A 16910-nucleotide genomic window follows, 5' to 3' on the forward strand; every position below is an offset into this window, starting at 1 on the left:
CATCTATCTTTTTTTATCTCAACTATTTCAAGTAGAAGAAATTCTCACATATATTGACCACATGATTAAAAGGATTTTTTAAATTAAGGAATAATCAATTTATTAACATTATATACATATATATATAACTACTTACTTTCATCATTTGAGTTCTTTTGTCAATTTTTATTTATTAAAATCCATATTTTTATATATTTCATTGCTTATTTTTGTAATTTTCGACATTTATTTTTATTTTCACTGTCTTCATTCATAATGTTTTCAATATATTAGATAGTTATGTATGTTATTTATTTAACAATATTTTGCAATTAATTTATACTTTTATAATAAAAATAAATAATTTATTACTTTAGATAATATGTTATTATCATATTCATTTTGTTTTTTCAGAATATTTAAATTATTCTTTAATATTTAATTTATTTATTATAGTCCACTTAATTTTTTAATTCAATAATTGATTTTTTTTAGTATTTTCCTTATTTTTTTAAAACAAACTCTAAATTTATTGTTTTTTTTATAATTATTCTATATTTGAATTATAATTTTTCATTAGCTTTTTAATATATTCTTATACTATAATATAAAGTAGAATTACAAAATTTTCTATTTTGGTATTTTTAATATATTTTTATAGAAATTTTTAAATGTTAAATTTTTAACTCTATAAATTTTTAGTTAGCTAATTTTATAAATACATCCTCTCAAAATTTATAGAATGTATTTTAAGTTTTTGCTGTTAATTATTTACTATGACTAACTTCAAAATGAAAAGGGGGAATTTGCATGTGCAATTTTGTTTCACAAAACAAAAAATTATTTGATGAATTGGATAGCTTAATCGCTGCTCTTCCTGAGGCTGATGAAAGTGCATTAATATATGTACTTAAAGAAGCTCAAGGTATATTTGGCTATCTACCAAAAGAAGTTCAACTTTATATAGCAGGAAAATTAAGTCTCTCTCCTGCCAAAGTATATGGTGTTGTTAGCTTCTATTCTTATTTCTCTACTACTCCAGTTGGAGAGCACAAAATTAATGTCTGCCTAGGAACTGCTTGTTTCGTTAAAGGAGCAAATGCTGTTCTTGAAGAATTCGAAAAACAATTGGGAATTAAATCTGGAGAAACTACTCCTGATCTTAAATTCACTATTGAGTGTTTAAGATGCGTAGGTGCTTGTGGACTTGCTCCTGTTGTTGTTGTTGATGGTAGAGTATATAGCCGAGTTACACCTGATGATGTTTCAGGTATAATAAACGACTATAAAGAAGTAGAAATGAGCTGTTAGGGGGGGATAATACATGAAAAGAATTAATTCTTATACTGAGTTAAAATCTGCTGTTGAAGGGTACAAACCTCTTCTTGATTTAAGAAAAAAAGACGGCGTTGATGGTATTCCTGCAAAAAGAGAAATATTAGTTTGTGGTGATACTGGATGTGCTTCTTCCGGTAGTATAAAAGTTTTAGAAGCTTTGCAAGATGAAATAAAAAAAGCTGGTCTTGAAGATGTAGCTAAAGTTGAATTAACTGGATGTTTTGGATTCTGTGCTGTTGGTCCTATAGTAAAAGTTTATCCTGATAATGTTTTCTACGTACATCTTTCTCCAGAAGATGCTAAGGAAATTGTTGAAAGTCATATAAAAAATAATATAGTTGTTGAAAGATTATTATTTGAAGAGCCTTCATTAGATAACTTAAGAGTTAATAATGAAAAAGATATGTCTTTCTATAAAAAACAAGAAAAGATAGCTTTAAGAAATCTTGGTGTTATACACCCAGAACGTCTTGAGGAATATTTAGCTAATGGTGGATATTTAGGTCTTGGAAAAGCTTTAAATGAAATGACTCCTGAGCAAGTTGTTAATGAAATAAAAACTTCAGGACTTAGAGGTAGAGGTGGAGCTGGATTCCCTACAGGGGTGAAATGGGAAGCGTCTGCTAAAAACCCTCCTGTTAACGGCAAAAAATTCGTTGTATGTAATGCTGATGAAGGTGACCCAGGTGCCTTTATGGATAGATCTTTATTAGAAGGTGACCCTCATAATGTATTGGAGGCTATGGCAATCTGTGGATATGCTATTGGTTCTGATATAGGGTATATATACATAAGAGCTGAATACCCTCGTGTTATCGAAAGATTAAAAATAGCTATAGCTGCAGCTGAAGAAGCTGGGCTATTAGGTGAAAACATAATGGGTAGCGGTTTTAACTTCAAACTTGAATTAAAATATGGTGCTGGTGCTTTCGTTTGTGGTGAAGGTACTGCTTTAATGCACTCTATAGAAGGTAAACGTGGTGAGCCTAGAATGAAGACTTTCTCTTCTTCTAAACATGGTTTATGGAATGCTCCTACTTGCTTAAATAACGTTGAAACATTCGGTAATGTTCCAGTTATAATAACTAAAGGATCTGATTGGTTTACTTCTTACGGTACTGAAGATTCTAAAGGTACTAAAGTTTTCGCATTAGGCGGAAAAGTAAACAACGTTGGGCTTGTTGAAGTTCCTATGGGTACTACGCTTAGAGAGATCGTTTATGAAATAGGTGGCGGTATCTTACATGATAAAGAGTTTAAAGCTGTTCAAACTGGTGGACCATCTGGTGGGTGTATTTCTACTAAAGATTTAGATACTCCTATAGACTATAAGTCTTTAGCTTCTATAGGCTCTATGATGGGTTCTGGTGGTATGCTTGTTCTTGATGAAACTGACTGTATGGTTGAAATAGCTAGATTCTTCTTAGACTTCTCTGTTGAGGAATCTTGTGGCAAATGTACTCCTTGTCGTATAGGTACAAAGAGATTATATGAATTATTAAACAAAATCTGTGAAGGTAAAGGATGCGAGCAAGACTTAGTTGATTTAAAAGATTTAGCATTAACTGTGAAAAACACCGCTTTATGTGGTCTAGGAAAATGCGCTCCTAACCCTGTATTAAGTACTATGGATTGTTTTTATGATGAATATGTAGCTCACGTTAAAGATCATAAATGTCCAGCAGGAAAATGTAGCTCTATGTTAGACTTTGTAATTACTGATGATTGTATTGGTTGTGGACTATGTTCTAAAAACTGTCCAGTTGATGCAATAAGCGGTGAAAAGAAAGAAAAACATATAATAGATACTGCTGTATGTATTAAATGTGGTACTTGTATAGAAAAATGTAAGAAAGGTGCAATTGTTAAAAGATAATTACGCTAAGGAGGGGTTTATTAATGAGTTTAGTTAATTTAACTATAAATGGCAAAGCTGTTTCAGTTCCTTCTGATACAAAAATATTAGAAGCTGCAAAGCAAGTAAATGTTAAAATACCAAGCCTATGTCATTTACATATGGATGATATAAAATTTGATAACCATTGTGCATCTTGTCGTGTATGTATGGTTAGCGCTGGAAGAGGATTAGTTCCTGCTTGCGGTACATTAGTTAGAGAAGGTATGGTTGTAAATACTAATTCACCAGAAGCATTAAAATATAGAAAAAATGTTGTTGAATTAATGTTATCAGACCACCCAAAAGATTGTTTATCTTGTATTAAGAGCGGAAATTGTGAATTACAAGATATTGCTGCAGATCTAGGAATAAGAAATGTAAGATTCTCTGATGGACATCAATCTTATGTTCCTGTTGATACTTCTACTAAATCTATAGTTAAAGATCATGCAAAATGTATACTATGTAGAAGATGTGAAACTATGTGTAATGAAGTTCAAACAGTTGGTGTATTATCTGGCATCAACCGTGGATTTGGTACAGAAGTTTCTACTTTCTACGGTGTTGATTTAGTTGATACTAACTGTACTTTCTGTGGACAATGTATAAGTGTATGTCCAACAGGTGCTTTAATAGAAAAAGATAATACTGCTGAAGCTTGGGCTGCTTTAGGCCAAAAAGAAAAACCAGTTATGGTTCAAACTGCTCCAGCTGTAAGAGTTGGCTTAGGTGAAGAATTTGGATTAGATCCAGGTTCTATATCTACAGGAAAAATGGTTGCTGCATTAAAAGCTTTAGGATTCGATTATGTATTCGATACTAACTTTGCAGCTGACTTAACTATAATGGAAGAAGCTAATGAGTTTGTAAATAGATTTGTTAAAGGTGAAAAACTTCCTATATTAACTAGCTGTTGTCCAGCTTGGGTTAACTTTATGGAACATGAATATCCAGATTTATTAGGTTACTTATCTACTTGTAAATCTCCACAAAGTATGTTCTCTCCAATAGCTAGACATTACTTTGCTGAAAAAGCTTTAGATAAAAAACCTGATGAAGTTATAGTTATGTCTATAATGCCTTGTGTTGCTAAGAAATATGAAGTTTCAAGAGAAGAATTAGGTCAAGACGGATATTTAGATACTGATTTATCATTAACTACTAGAGAATTAGCTAGAATGATAAAAGAAGCTGGTATAGATTTAGCTAACTTAGAAGAAGCTGAATTTGATAGCCCTCTTGGATACTCTACAGGAGCTGCTGATATATTTGGTGCTACTGGTGGTGTTCTTGAAGCTGCACTTAGAACTGCTTATCATGATATAACTAAAGAAGAAGCTCCATCTCTAGATTTTACAGTTGTTAGAGGTATGGATGGTATAAAAGAAGCTTCTTTAGAGATAGCTGGTCATACAGTAAATGTAGCTGCTGCAAGTAGTTTGGGAAATGCAAGAAAATTAATGGATGAATTAAGAGCTGGAACTTGCAAGTATCATGTAATAGAAATCATGGCTTGTCCTGGTGGATGTGTTGCTGGTGCTGGTCAACCTTATCATGGTGGAGATTATGATAAAGTTAAATCAAGAGCTAAAGCTTTATATGAAATAGATGCGAATAAACCACAACGTCTTTCTCATGCTAACCCAGATATCATCAAATTATATGATGATTTCCTAGGCGAAAGAGGCGGACACAAGTCTCATGAATTACTTCACACTGAGTACTATGATAAAAGTAATGTATATGCAGATGCTGAGTGCTAATAATTAATATTTTGCATATTAATTAAAACTAAAAGGGAGTTATGAAATTCACAAAATCTCATAACTCTCTTTTTTATTTATCAATTACCTTAGATAATTTTTGTGTAAATTCTTGAGCTGCATCTATACCCATTCCCTTTTGTCTAAAGTTCATGGCTGCAACTTCAATTATCATAGAAGTATTTCTTCCTGGTTTAACAGGTATTACTAGTTTTTCAACTTGTCTTCCTAGTATTTCTTCATATTCCCTGTCTAAACCTAATCTATCATAATACTTTTGTTGATTCCAATTTTCTAGTTCAATTACTATATCAATAGCTTTTTGATTTTTTATAGCTCCAACACCATATAAACTTTTTACATCTATTATGCCTATTCCTCTGATTTCCATATAGTGTTTTAATATTTCAGGTGCTTGCCCTACTAATCTACTGTCATCCACCTTTCTAATTTCAACAGCATCATCAGCTACAAGTCTATGACCTTTTTGTATTAATTCTAAGGCAGTTTCTGATTTACCTATGCTGCTCTCACCTTTTATCAACACACCTATACCATATACATCTACTAAAACTCCATGCATAGTAACATGAGGTGCCAGCTTGTTATCTAAATAATTTGATAATCTATTTATAAATCTTGTAGTATTGCATTTACTACTTAAAACTACTCTGTTGTATTTTTTAGCACTTGCTATTATATCTTCATCTATATTCAAGTCTCTTGTAACTATTAATACAGGAATTTCATAAGAGAAAAACTTATCTAGTATTTTTTCCCTTTTTTCTTTTTTTATATTTTGAAAATAAGTATATTCTGTTCTTCCTATTATTTGAATTCTCTCATATGGAAAATACTCAAAATATCCAGCTAATGGCAGACCCGTTCTATTTACATCTTCTGACTCCACGTAGTATTCCTTACCTTTTGGCATATATACTATCTCTAAATTTAAATCCTCAATTAATTGAGATATAGATACTATGTCTTTTACTGTTTCTATCAATTATTTACTCTCCCTTTCTAAAATAATCATAAATATTTTCTGCTACACTTTTATTTAACCCTTCTACCTTAGCTAATTCCTCCACTGATGCATTTTTTATATCTTCAATACTTTTAAAATGAGATAATAGAGCTTTTTTCCTTTTCTCTCCCACACCAGGAATATCATCTAAAGAGGATTTTGTTAATGATTTATTTCTCAAGCTTCTATGATAACTTATAGCATAGTTATGAACTTCCTCTTGAATGCTAGCAACAAATCTATATAAATTTGATGTTTTATCAAGTTCAATTTCCTTAGAAGCACATATTAATCCTTTTGTTCTATGTCTGTCATCTTTATACATTCCCCACAAAGGAATATCTATTCCATATTTATCAAAAACCTTTTGTACAGCACTAACTTGACCTTTTCCACCATCTAATAATATTAAATCAGCAAAATCTCCTTTTTGCAATCTTCTATCTAAAATTTCCGCCATAGAGTCATAGTCATTAGGACCTTCTACAGTTTTTACTTTATATCTTCTATATTCTTTTTTATCTTTAAGTCCATTTGTAAAAACAACCATAACACCTATGGAGTCAACACCTTGTATATTAGATATATCGTAAGATTCTATTCTTCTTGGTGATTCTTCTAAACCTAAAACTTCCGCTAGCTCTATTAAAGCTCCTTCACTTCTTTCATATTTTCTTTTATTTAAATTAGAGAATTTTTCTAAGTATTCCATAGCATTTTTCTTCACCATAGATATTAGACTCTTTTTATCTCCTTTTTGCGGAACTCTTATAAATACTTTTTGACCTTTAATATTAGATAACCACTCTTCAAGAACTACTTGGTCTTCTATTTCACATTCAATAATAATCTCTTTTGGAATGTATTCTGCTTTCATATAGAATTGTTTTACAAAAGAGCTAAGTATAGATTCCTTACTAGAATCTTTTGTACCTTCTAATATAAAGTGCTCTCTTCCAACAATTTTTCCATGTCTGATGAAGAAAGATTGAACACAAGCTTCTTCATCATTATAAGCCATAGCAATAATATCTTGATTAACATCCTCTGTAGATACATCAATTTTTTGTTTTTGCATCATATCTTGAAGATTTATTATTTTATCTCTATATAAAGCCGCTTCTTCAAAATTAAATTCCATAGAGCATTTATTCATTTTTTCTTTTAAAATTTCTATTAAAGTTTCTTCTTTTCCAGATAAAAATAATAGTATTTCTTCTATCATTTTATTATATTCTTCTTTTGAAACATTACCAGTACAAGGTCCAACACATCTTTTTATATGAAGGTTTAAGCACGGCCTCATGTTATTTTTAATAGCCCTTTCAATATCCACATTACAAGTTCTTATAGGATAAATATTTCTTATAACATCTAAAGTATCATTAACAGCTTCCACATTTGTATATGGTCCAAAATATTTTGCCTTATCTCGAATAACTCTTCTAACTTTTAATACCCTTGGAAAATCTTCATTTACTGTTACCTTTATATAAGGATAAGTCTTGTCATCTCTTAGCAAAACATTATACTTGGGTCTATATTTTTTAATTAAATTACATTCTAAAATTAATGCTTCTAGCTCTGAATCAGTAATTATATATTCAAATGACTTTATATTTTTAACCATTGATTTTACTTTAGAAGAATGATTTTTTGATGATTGAAAGTACTGTCTTACTCTATTTTTCAATGAGACCGCTTTTCCAACATATATTATTTTATCATTTTCATCTTTCATTAAATATACTCCAGGTTCAGCTGGTAGTTTTTTTAATTGTTCTTGTATATCAAACACTTATATTCCTCCGAAATCAAAATTCGCTTAGGCTGAGCCACTGCGTAAGCAAATCATTTTTGTTACTGCTTCATGTACTAACTTTCTCTAAATTTTTATACATAATTCATTCTATAATAAAACTTCTAATCTTTATATACATAAAAATTAGAAGTTTATATTTAGTCTTTGAGAATATTTAAATTTAAAACTTATTCAAAGTATTTTTTTAGGAATTGACCAGTATAAGATCCCTCCACCTTAGATACTTCTTTAGGAGTTCCAGTAGCGATTATTTTTCCACCTTTATCTCCACCTTCAGGTCCTAAATCTATAATATAATCACTAGTTTTTATAACATCTAAGTTATGTTCTATAACAACTATAGTATTTCCTGTATCAGCTAACTTTTGTAAAACATGAATCAACTTATCAACATCTGCCATATGAAGTCCTGTTGTAGGCTCATCAAGTATATATAAAGTCTTTCCTGTTGGTCTTTTACTTAATTCTGTTGCTAGTTTAATTCTTTGCGCTTCTCCTCCTGATAACTGAGTTGAAGGTTGACCAAGTTTAATATAAGAAAGGCCAACATCCATTAATGTTTCAAGCTTTCTTTTTATATTTGGTATATTTTCAAAGAACTCTAAAGCTTCCTCTACATTCATATCAAGGACGTCTGCTATAGTTTTATCTTTATACTTAACTTGTAGAGTTTCTCTATTGTACCTTTCTCCTTTACATACTTCACAAGGTACATAAACATCTGGTAAGAAATGCATTTCTATTTTTATTATACCATCACCTTTACAGGCTTCACATCTACCACCTTTAACATTGAAACTAAATCTTCCTTTTTTGTATCCTCTAGCTTTAGCTTCATTTGTTGTTGCAAATAAATCTCTTATTTGATCAAATACGCCTGTATAAGTTGCAGGATTTGATCTAGGAGTTCTTCCTATTGGGCTTTGGTCTATATTTATTATTTTATCTATATTTTCAATACCTTTAATTTCTTTGTGTTTTCCAGGTCTTTGTCTTAATCTATTAACTTTACTTGCTACGCCTTTGTACAAAATAGAGTTGATTAATGAACTTTTTCCTGATCCTGATACACCGGTTATGCATACAAATTTTCCAAGAGGTATCTTTGCATTAATATTTTTTAAGTTATTTTCTGTGGCGCCTTTAATTTCTATAAAATTTCCATTACCTTCTCTTGTGCTATTAGGTATTTCTATTACTTTTTTACCACTTAAATATAATCCTGTCATTGAATTAGGATTTTCTAAGATTTCATCTAAAGTACCTTGAGCTACTATCTCTCCGCCATGAATTCCTGCCCCTGGACCAATATCTACCACGTAATCGGCTTCTCTCATAGTATCTTCATCGTGTTCAACTACAATTAACGTATTTCCAAGGTCAGTTAAATGCCTCAAAGTTCCTATTAACTTTTCATTGTCTCTTTGATGAAGTCCTATACTTGGCTCATCAAGTACATATAAAACTCCAACTAAAGCAGAACCTATTTGAGTTGCAAGCCTAATTCTTTGTGCTTCTCCTCCTGATAAAGTTCCTGCTTTTCTTGATAAAGTTAAATATTCAAGTCCAACATCTTTTAAGAAAGATGCTCTTTCATTTATTTCTTTTAAAATTTCATGTGCTATAAATTTATTTTTTTCACTTAATTTTAAGCTTTGAACAAAATCTAATAATTCTTTTACAGATAAATCTGTAACCTCCATTATGTTTTTTCCACCTATTAAAACAGATAGCACTTCTTTTTTAAGCCTATTACCTTTACATTTTGGACAAGGTGTTTCAGCCATATATTCTTCTATTTTATCTCTTGAATACTCTGAGTTAGTTTCTCTATATCTTCTTTCAAGATTTACTATTACACCTTCAAAAGGAGCTTTATATTCTCTTCTTCCTCCAAATTTTGAATCAAATATAAATTGAACCATTACATTATTTTCACCATAAAGTAATTCTTGAACAAAGTCCTCTGGCAAATCTTTAAATGGCGTCTCTAGAGATACATTAAAATGCTCTGCTAAACTTTGTACCATTTTACTATAATATGTATCATCACTTGTACTTACACTTCCCCAAGCTGCTATAGCTCCTTGTTTAATACTTAATTCCTTGTTTGGTATAACAAGATCTGGATCAACTTCTCTACTTTCTCCTAAACCTTTACATACATCACAAGCACCAAAAGGAGCATTGAATGAAAACATTCTTGGTGATAACTCTTCAATTCCTATTCCATGTTCTGGACAAGCAAATTTAGTAGAGAATAAAATTTCTTCTCCATCTACTATTTGAGCTATAACAAGTCCATCAGATAATTTCACAGCTGTTTCTATTGAATCAGCAAGCCTTCCTTCTATCCCATCTTTTACAACTATTCTATCTACAACAACCTCTATATTGTGTTTTTTATTTTTCTCTAAGTTAATCTCATCTGTTACTTCCTGATTTTCTCCATTAACTCTTATTCTTACAAATCCGTCCTTAGCAATACTCTCTATAAGTTTTTTGTGAGTTCCTTTTTGACCTCTTACTACAGGAGATAAAATTTGAATCTTGGTTCTTTCAGGTAATTCAATTACTTTATCTACTATTTCTTGTATAGTCATTTGAGATATTGGTTTGCCACATGTAGGGCAATGTACATCTCCAACTCTTGCAAATAAAAGCCTTAAGTAATCATAAATTTCTGTTACAGTACCCACTGTAGAACGAGGATTTTTTGATGTTGTTTTTTGATCTATAGATATTGCTGGTGATAACCCTTCTATATATTCCACATTTGGTTTTTCCATTTGACCTAAAAACTGTCTAGCATAAGCCGATAAACTTTCCACATATCTTCTTTGACCTTCTGCATAAATAGTATCAAAAGCTAAAGAGGATTTTCCAGAACCCGATAGCCCTGTGAAAACTATAAACTTATTTCTAGGAAGTTCTATACTAACATTTTTAAGGTTATGCTCTTTCGCACCTTTTATAATGATTTTATCTTCCATTAATTCTTTATCCTTTCTTCCAACTCTTTTATCTTATCTCTTAACTGGGCCGCCCTTTCAAATTGTAAATTTTGTGCAGCTTCCATCATTTCTTTTTGTAATGTTTCTATATTATTTTGAACTTCATATTCATCTTCACTTTCAGCAATTCCAAATACAACTTCTTCATCAGCTGGTTTAAGTGTTTCTATACTATTTCTAACTTCTTTAACAATAGTTTTAGGAGTTATTCCATTTTCTTCATTATATTGAGACTGTATTTCTCTTCTTCTCTTAGTTTCTTCAATAGTTGCTGACATAGAACGTGTAATCTTATCAGCATACATTATAACTCTACCTTCTGAGTTTCTAGCCGCACGCCCTACTGTCTGTATTAGTGAAGTTTCGGATCTTAAAAAACCTTCTTTATCTGCATCTAATATGGCAACTAGAGAAACTTCTGGTATATCCAAACCTTCTCTAAGTAAATTTATACCTACTAATACATCAAATTTACCCAATCTTAGATCTCTAATTATTTCAGTTCTTTCCAGTGTATCTATATCTGAATGTAAATATTTAACCTTTATTCCTATCTCTTTTAAATAGTTCGTTAAATCTTCACTCATTTTCTTAGTTAGAGTTGTAATTAATACTCTTTCTTTCTTTTCAACGACCTTGTTTATTTCTCCAACTAAATTATCTATTTGATTTTCAATTGGTCTTACTTCTATAATCGGATCAAGTAGGCCTGTAGGTCTTATTATTTGCTGTGCCACAGTTGTAGAGTGTTCTATTTCATAAGACCCTGGTGTTGCAGAAACAAATAGTACTTGATTTATATTTTCTTCAAATTCAGAGAAATTTAAAGGTCTGTTGTCATAAGCAGAAGGTAATCTAAATCCATTTTCTATTAATGATTGTTTCCTTGAGCGGTCTCCTGCATACATTCCTCTAACCTGAGGAATAGTAACATGAGATTCATCTACTATTAATAAAAAATCATCCGGGAAGAAACTCATTAATGTATAAGGCTTTTCACCTTCTTCTCTTCCTGTTATATGTCTTGAATAGTTTTCAATTCCCTGACATGTACCTATCTCATTAAGCATTTCTATATCATATTTAGTTCTTTGTTCAATTCTCTGAGCTTCTATCAATTTATCATTTTCTTTAAAATATTGAACTCTTTCTGATAGCTCTTTTTCAATAGCCTCCACTGCATGAGCAACTTTTTCTGGAGTGGTAACATAATGTGATGCTGGGAATACTGCTATATAATTTCTCGTTCCTAAAATTTTCCCTGTAACATAGTCAATTTCAACTATTCTATCTATCTCATCCCCAAAAAATTCTATTCTTATAGCTTTTTCATCATCGCTTGCTGGGAATAATTCTAAAATATCCCCCCTCACTCTAAAAGTTCCTCTAACAAAGTTAATATCATTTCTTTCATATTGTATATCTACTAATTTTCTTATAAGGGTATCTCTATCAATTTCCATTCCTGTTCTAATGGATAACATAAGTTTTTTATAATCATCAGGATCCCCAATACCATAAATACAAGAAACAGAAGATACCACTATTACATCATCTCTTTCTAATATGGATGCTGTGGCTGAGTGTCTTAGTTTATCTATTTCATCATTTATGCTTGCATCTTTTTCTATGTATGTATCACTAGATGCTACATAAGCTTCTGGTTGATAGTAATCATAATAACTTACAAAGTATTCAACTGCATTATTAGGGAAAAACTCTTTAAACTCACTATATAATTGAGCGGCTAAAGTTTTATTATGAGCCAGGATTAAGGTTGGTTTCTTTACCTCTCTAATTATATTTGCCATAGTAAAAGTTTTACCCGAACCTGTTACCCCTAGTAATGTTTGAAATTTTTCATCCTTATTAATTGAAGTAACAATCTCTTTTATTGCTTCTGGCTGATCTCCTGTTGGCTTAAAAGCTGATTGAATTTCAAAATCCATATCTCCTCACTCCTTTAGAACATCCGTTCCGTATAATTACAATAATAATTATACCATAATAATTCTATTATTGACCTTTTGTATAAACATTTATTATAAAATTTATTCATTAATATATATTACCCATTTAAAATAATTTAAATAATTTATAATTCCTTAATAAATAAAATAGAGCTTATATAAAAATAAGCTCTGATTCGTATAATATACTTTATTATATTTAAAACAAAAACCATGTATAAATTTATACATGGTTTTTATGAATAATTGGTGACCCATCGGAGATTCGAACTCCGGACACCTTGATTAAAAGTCAAGTGCTCTACCGACTGAGCTAATGAGTCATTATGGCGACCTGGAAGGGGTTCGAACCCTCGACCTCCAGCGTGACAGGCTGGCATTCTAACCAACTGAACTACCAGGCCGCATTTATATGTTTTAATGGTGGGACCAACAGGGCTCGAACCTGTGACCCCCTGCTTGTAAGGCAGGTGCTCTCCCAGCTGAGCTATGGTCCCGGGAATCAATTAAATTGGAGCGGGTGAAGGGGATCGAACCCTCACAGCCGGCTTGGAAGGCCGGAACTCTACCATTGAGCTACACCCGCATGGTGACTCATAGGGGAATCGAACCCCTGTTACCGCCGTGAAAGGGCGGTGTCTTGACCGCTTGACCAATGAGCCATCTATGGAGCTGGTAATAGGACTCGAACCTACAACCTGCTGATTACAAGTCAGCTGCTCTACCAATTGAGCCATACCAGCAACTTACGTGGCTACGTGCTACTCTCCCAGGGGGTCGCCCTCCAAGTACCATCGCCGCTCAAGAGCTTAACTTCTGTGTTCGGAATGGGAACAGGTGTATCCTCTTTGCTATAATAACCACATAAAATTCATTACACTCATATCGTCAACGATATTTCTTTGCTAACGCTTCAGAAAAATCCGTTGCTCAAAATGTTTTTAAGTATTAACTTTTGTTAGTACTTTCAAAACTGCTAACATTTAATGTTTTCATTAACTATTTTTAGCAACCGAAATCTTCCTTATAATTATATAATCAAAGATTTAGTTGGCGATATAAACCTTTAGGTTTATTTTGGTCAAGTCCTCGACCTATTAGTATCAGTAAGCTACATATGTTACCACACTTCCACCTCTGACCTATCAACCATGTAGTCTTCATGGGGTCTTAACCTTACGGTGGGAAATCTTATCTTGAAGTAGGCTTCGCGCTTAGATGCTTTCAGCGCTTATCCTTTCCGTACTTAGCTACCCAGCTATGCCCTTGGCAGAACAACTGGTACACCAGCGGTACGTCCATCCCGGTCCTCTCGTACTAAGGACAGGTCTCCTCAAATTTCCTACGCCTGCGACGGATAGGGACCGAACTGTCTCACGACGTTCTGAACCCAGCTCGCGTACCACTTTAATGGGCGAACAGCCCAACCCTTGGGACCTACTACAGCCCCAGGATGTGATGAGCCGACATCGAGGTGCCAAACCTCCCCGTCGATGTGGACTCTTGGGGGAGATCAGCCTGTTATCCCCAGGGTAGCTTTTATCCGTTGAGCGATGGCCCTTCCATGCGGTACCACCGGATCACTAAGTCCGACTTTCGTCCTTGCTCGACCTGTATGTCTTGCAATCAAGCTCTCTTCTGCCTTTACACTCTACGTACGATTTCCGACCGTACTGAGAGAACCTTTGAGCGCCTCCGTTACTCTTTAGGAGGCGACCGCCCCAGTCAAACTGTCCACCTGACAGTGTCCCACTACCTGATTCAAGGCAGCTGGTTAGAATCCCAGTACTACAAGGGTGGTATCCCAAGGATGGCTCCACACAGACTGACGTCCATGCTTCATAGCCTCCCACCTATCCTGTACATGTAGCACCGAGACTCAATGTCAAGCTACAGTAAAGCTCCATGGGGTCTTTCCGTCCTGTCGCAGGTAACCGGCATCTTCACCGGTATTACAATTTCACCCAGTCTGTTGTTGAGACAGTGCCCAAATCGTTACGCCTTTCGTGCGGGTCGGAACTTACCCGACAAGGAATTTCGCTACCTTAGGACCGTTATAGTTACGGCCGCCGTTTACTGGGGCTTAAGTTCACTGCTTCGGTTACCCTAACAGATCCCCTTAACCTTCCAGCACCGGGCAGGCGTCAGCTCCTATACATCGTCTTGCGACTTAGCAGAAACCTATGTTTTTGGTAAACAGTCGCTTGGGCCTATTCTCTGCGGCCATGTTTCCATGGCACCCCTTCTCCCTAAGTTACGGGGTCATTTTGCCGAGTTCCTTAACAACAGTTCTCTGGCTGGCCTTAGGATACTCTCCTCACCCACCTGTGTCGGTTTGCGGTACAGGCACCTTTAACCTCGATAGAGACTTTTCTCGACAGTGTGAAATCAGCTACTTCGCTACTAAATTTCGCTCCGCATCGTACTCCAGCATTATTCAGGCGGATTTGCCTACCTGAACTGCCTCAATACTTGCCCGCACATAACCAACAGTGCGGTTAGCTTATCCTACTGTGTCATCCCATTTCTCAAACGGTTATTGGTGGTACAGGAATATCAACCTGTTGTCCATCACCTACGCCTTTCGGCCTCGGCTTAGGTCCTGACTAACCCAGGGCGGACGAACCTTCCCCTGGAAACCTTGGGTTTACGGCCTGTGGGATTCTCACCCACATCTCGCTACTCATGCCAACATTCTCACTTCTATACAGTCCACATCTCCTTACGGTAATGCTTCAATCCATATAGAAAGCTCTCCTACCCATCATAAATGATGCCGTAGCTTCGGTAGTACGTTTTAGCCCCGGAAATTTTCGGCGCAGGATCACTCGACCAGTGAGCTATTACGCACTCTTTAAATGAGTGGCTGCTTCTAAGCCAACATCCTGGTTGTCTGTGCAATCCCACATCCTTTACCACTTAACGTACATTTAGGGACCTTAGCTGACGATCTGGGCTGTTGCCCTTTTGACTATGAATCTTATCACCCACAGTCTGACTCCCAAGCATAAGAATACGGTATTCGGAGTTTGATAGTCTTCGGTAAGTGCAATACCCCCTAGGACATTCAGTGCTCTACCCCCGTTTCTCTAAATCTTGAGGCTAGCCCTAAAGCTATTTCGGAGAGAACCAGCTATCTCCGGGCTCGATTGGAATTTCACCGCTATCCACAGGTCATCCCCGAGCTTTTCAACGCTCGTGGGTTCGGTCCTCCACGAAATTTTACTTTCGCTTCAACCTGCCCATGGATAGGTCGCCCGGTTTCGGGTCTACGTCAACTAACTATACGCCCAGTTAAGACTCGCTTTCGCTGCGGCTCCACACCTTAAGTGCTTAACCTTGCTAGGTAACGTAACTCGTTGGCCCGTTCTACAAAAAGTACGCAGTCACACAAATAATGTGCTCCTACAGCTTGTAAGTGTAGGGTTTCAGGTTCTCTTTCACTCCCCTCCCGGGGTTCTTTTCACCTTTCCCTCACGGTACTATACGCTATCGGTCACTAGGTAGTATTTAGGCTTGGAGGATGGTCCCTCCTGCTTCCCACAGGGTTTCACGTGTCCCGTGGTACTCTGGATCATATCTGAAGTCTTCTTGTTTTGACTACGTGGCTTTTACACTTTATAGCGGAGCTTTCCAACTCTCTTCGTCTACAATAGCCTCTTCGTTATGATATGTCCGCAACCCCAGTGAAGAAAACTTCACTGGTTTGGCCTGTTCCGCGTTCGCTCGCCGCTACTTACGGAATCGAATTTCTTTCTCTTCCTCCGGGTACTTAGATGTTTCAGTTCCCCGGGTTCCCCTCGCATAGCTATGTATTCACTATACGATACTTAGACATTACTCTAAGTGAGTTTCCTCATTCGGAAATCTTGGGATCACAGTTTACGTGCAACTCCCCCAAGCTTATCGCAGCTTATCGCGTCCTTCATCGGCTCCTAGTGCCAAGGCATTCGCCCTACACCCTTAATAACTTGACCAGTTATTAAAAATTAGCGCCAAAGTCTTTGTCTTCATATACATTCAGACAAATCCCTTTGCTTAAAGTTGATATTTTTAAAAGTTATCTTCTTTATATGATATATTTTTTAAGAAGTTTATCT

7 protein-coding genes, 6 tRNA genes and 2 rRNA genes are annotated in these 16910 nt (G+C 34.6%); 3 read left to right on the forward strand and 12 right to left on the reverse strand.

The window, feature by feature from the left end; translation table 11 throughout:
• Window positions 1-789: 789 nt before the first annotated feature.
• The 3 genes from TEGL_RS18490 to TEGL_RS18500 are packed head-to-tail and all read left to right on the forward strand — an operon-like array spanning window position 790 to window position 4977.
• Window positions 790-1290: a complex I 24 kDa subunit family protein gene (locus tag TEGL_RS18490; protein WP_018592008.1), complete on the forward strand. Its 501-nt coding sequence runs from the start codon at window positions 790-792 to the stop codon at window positions 1288-1290.
• Between the two features lie 13 nt (window positions 1291-1303).
• Window positions 1304-3193 carry an NADH-quinone oxidoreductase subunit NuoF gene (locus tag TEGL_RS18495; RefSeq protein WP_018592007.1) on the forward strand — a complete coding sequence of 630 codons (1890 nt, stop codon included), beginning with the start codon at window positions 1304-1306 and terminating at the stop codon, window positions 3191-3193.
• 23 nt (window positions 3194-3216) lie between these two features.
• Entirely contained in the window at window positions 3217-4977 is a 1761-nt protein-coding gene (locus TEGL_RS18500; RefSeq protein ID WP_018592006.1) for an NADH-dependent [FeFe] hydrogenase, group A6, read from the forward strand.
• 73 nt (window positions 4978-5050) lie between these two features.
• On the opposite strand, the gene hprK is transcribed toward TEGL_RS18500, so the two are convergent.
• The 12 genes from hprK to TEGL_RS18560 all read right to left on the reverse strand — a co-directional run bounded on the left by hprK (window position 5051) and on the right by TEGL_RS18560 (window position 16787).
• Window positions 5051-5983: an HPr(Ser) kinase/phosphatase gene (hprK, locus tag TEGL_RS18505; RefSeq protein ID WP_018592005.1), complete on the reverse strand. Its 933-nt coding sequence runs from the start codon at window positions 5981-5983 to the stop codon at window positions 5051-5053.
• Between the two features lie 4 nt (window positions 5984-5987).
• Window positions 5988-7802: an excinuclease ABC subunit UvrC gene (uvrC, locus tag TEGL_RS18510; protein WP_018592004.1), complete on the reverse strand. Its 1815-nt coding sequence runs from the start codon at window positions 7800-7802 to the stop codon at window positions 5988-5990.
• Window positions 7803-7993: 191 nt separating this feature from the next.
• The gene (gene uvrA, locus TEGL_RS18515) at window positions 7994-10819 is read right to left on the reverse strand and encodes an excinuclease ABC subunit UvrA (RefSeq protein ID WP_018592003.1); all 2826 of its coding nucleotides are present in this window, start codon (window positions 10817-10819) and stop codon (window positions 7994-7996) included.
• Window positions 10819-12789: an excinuclease ABC subunit UvrB gene (gene uvrB / locus TEGL_RS18520; RefSeq protein WP_018592002.1), complete on the reverse strand. Its 1971-nt coding sequence runs from the start codon at window positions 12787-12789 to the stop codon at window positions 10819-10821. Before uvrB ends, uvrA begins: the two co-directional genes overlap by 1 nt.
• Before the next feature lie 268 nt (window positions 12790-13057).
• Window positions 13058-13133 (reverse strand) — tRNA-Lys (locus tag TEGL_RS18525).
• Window positions 13134-13137: 4 nt separating this feature from the next.
• Window positions 13138-13214 (reverse strand) — tRNA-Asp (locus TEGL_RS18530).
• A gap of 17 nt (window positions 13215-13231) precedes the next feature.
• A tRNA-Val gene (locus TEGL_RS18535) sits at window positions 13232-13307 on the reverse strand.
• Window positions 13308-13322: 15 nt separating this feature from the next.
• A tRNA-Gly gene (locus tag TEGL_RS18540) sits at window positions 13323-13396 on the reverse strand.
• 1 nt (window position 13397) lies between these two features.
• Window positions 13398-13472, reverse strand: a tRNA-Glu gene (locus tag TEGL_RS18545).
• Window positions 13473-13477: 5 nt separating this feature from the next.
• Window positions 13478-13553: transfer RNA gene (locus TEGL_RS18550), tRNA-Thr, on the reverse strand.
• A 5-nt stretch (window positions 13554-13558) separates the two neighbouring features.
• Window positions 13559-13675, reverse strand: a 5S ribosomal RNA gene (rrf, locus tag TEGL_RS18555).
• A gap of 212 nt (window positions 13676-13887) precedes the next feature.
• Window positions 13888-16787, reverse strand: a 23S ribosomal RNA gene (locus tag TEGL_RS18560).
• Between the last annotated feature and the right edge of the window lie 123 nt (window positions 16788-16910).

Source organism: Terrisporobacter glycolicus ATCC 14880 = DSM 1288 (genome assembly GCF_036812735.1).
In the GTDB taxonomy this organism is placed as follows: domain Bacteria; phylum Bacillota; class Clostridia; order Peptostreptococcales; family Peptostreptococcaceae; genus Terrisporobacter; species Terrisporobacter glycolicus.

Coding starts and splice junctions, on each gene's coding strand:
- TEGL_RS18490 (WP_018592008.1), top strand. CDS start 790: ATGTGCAATTTTGTTTCACAAAACAAAAAATTATTTGATGAATTGGAT.
- uvrB (WP_018592002.1), bottom strand. CDS start 12,789: ATGGATTTTGAAATTCAATCAGCTTTTAAGCCAACAGGAGATCAGCCA.
- TEGL_RS18495 (WP_018592007.1), top strand. CDS start 1,304: ATGAAAAGAATTAATTCTTATACTGAGTTAAAATCTGCTGTTGAAGGG.
- uvrA (WP_018592003.1), bottom strand. CDS start 10,819: ATGGAAGATAAAATCATTATAAAAGGTGCGAAAGAGCATAACCTTAAA.
- TEGL_RS18500 (WP_018592006.1), top strand. CDS start 3,217: ATGAGTTTAGTTAATTTAACTATAAATGGCAAAGCTGTTTCAGTTCCT.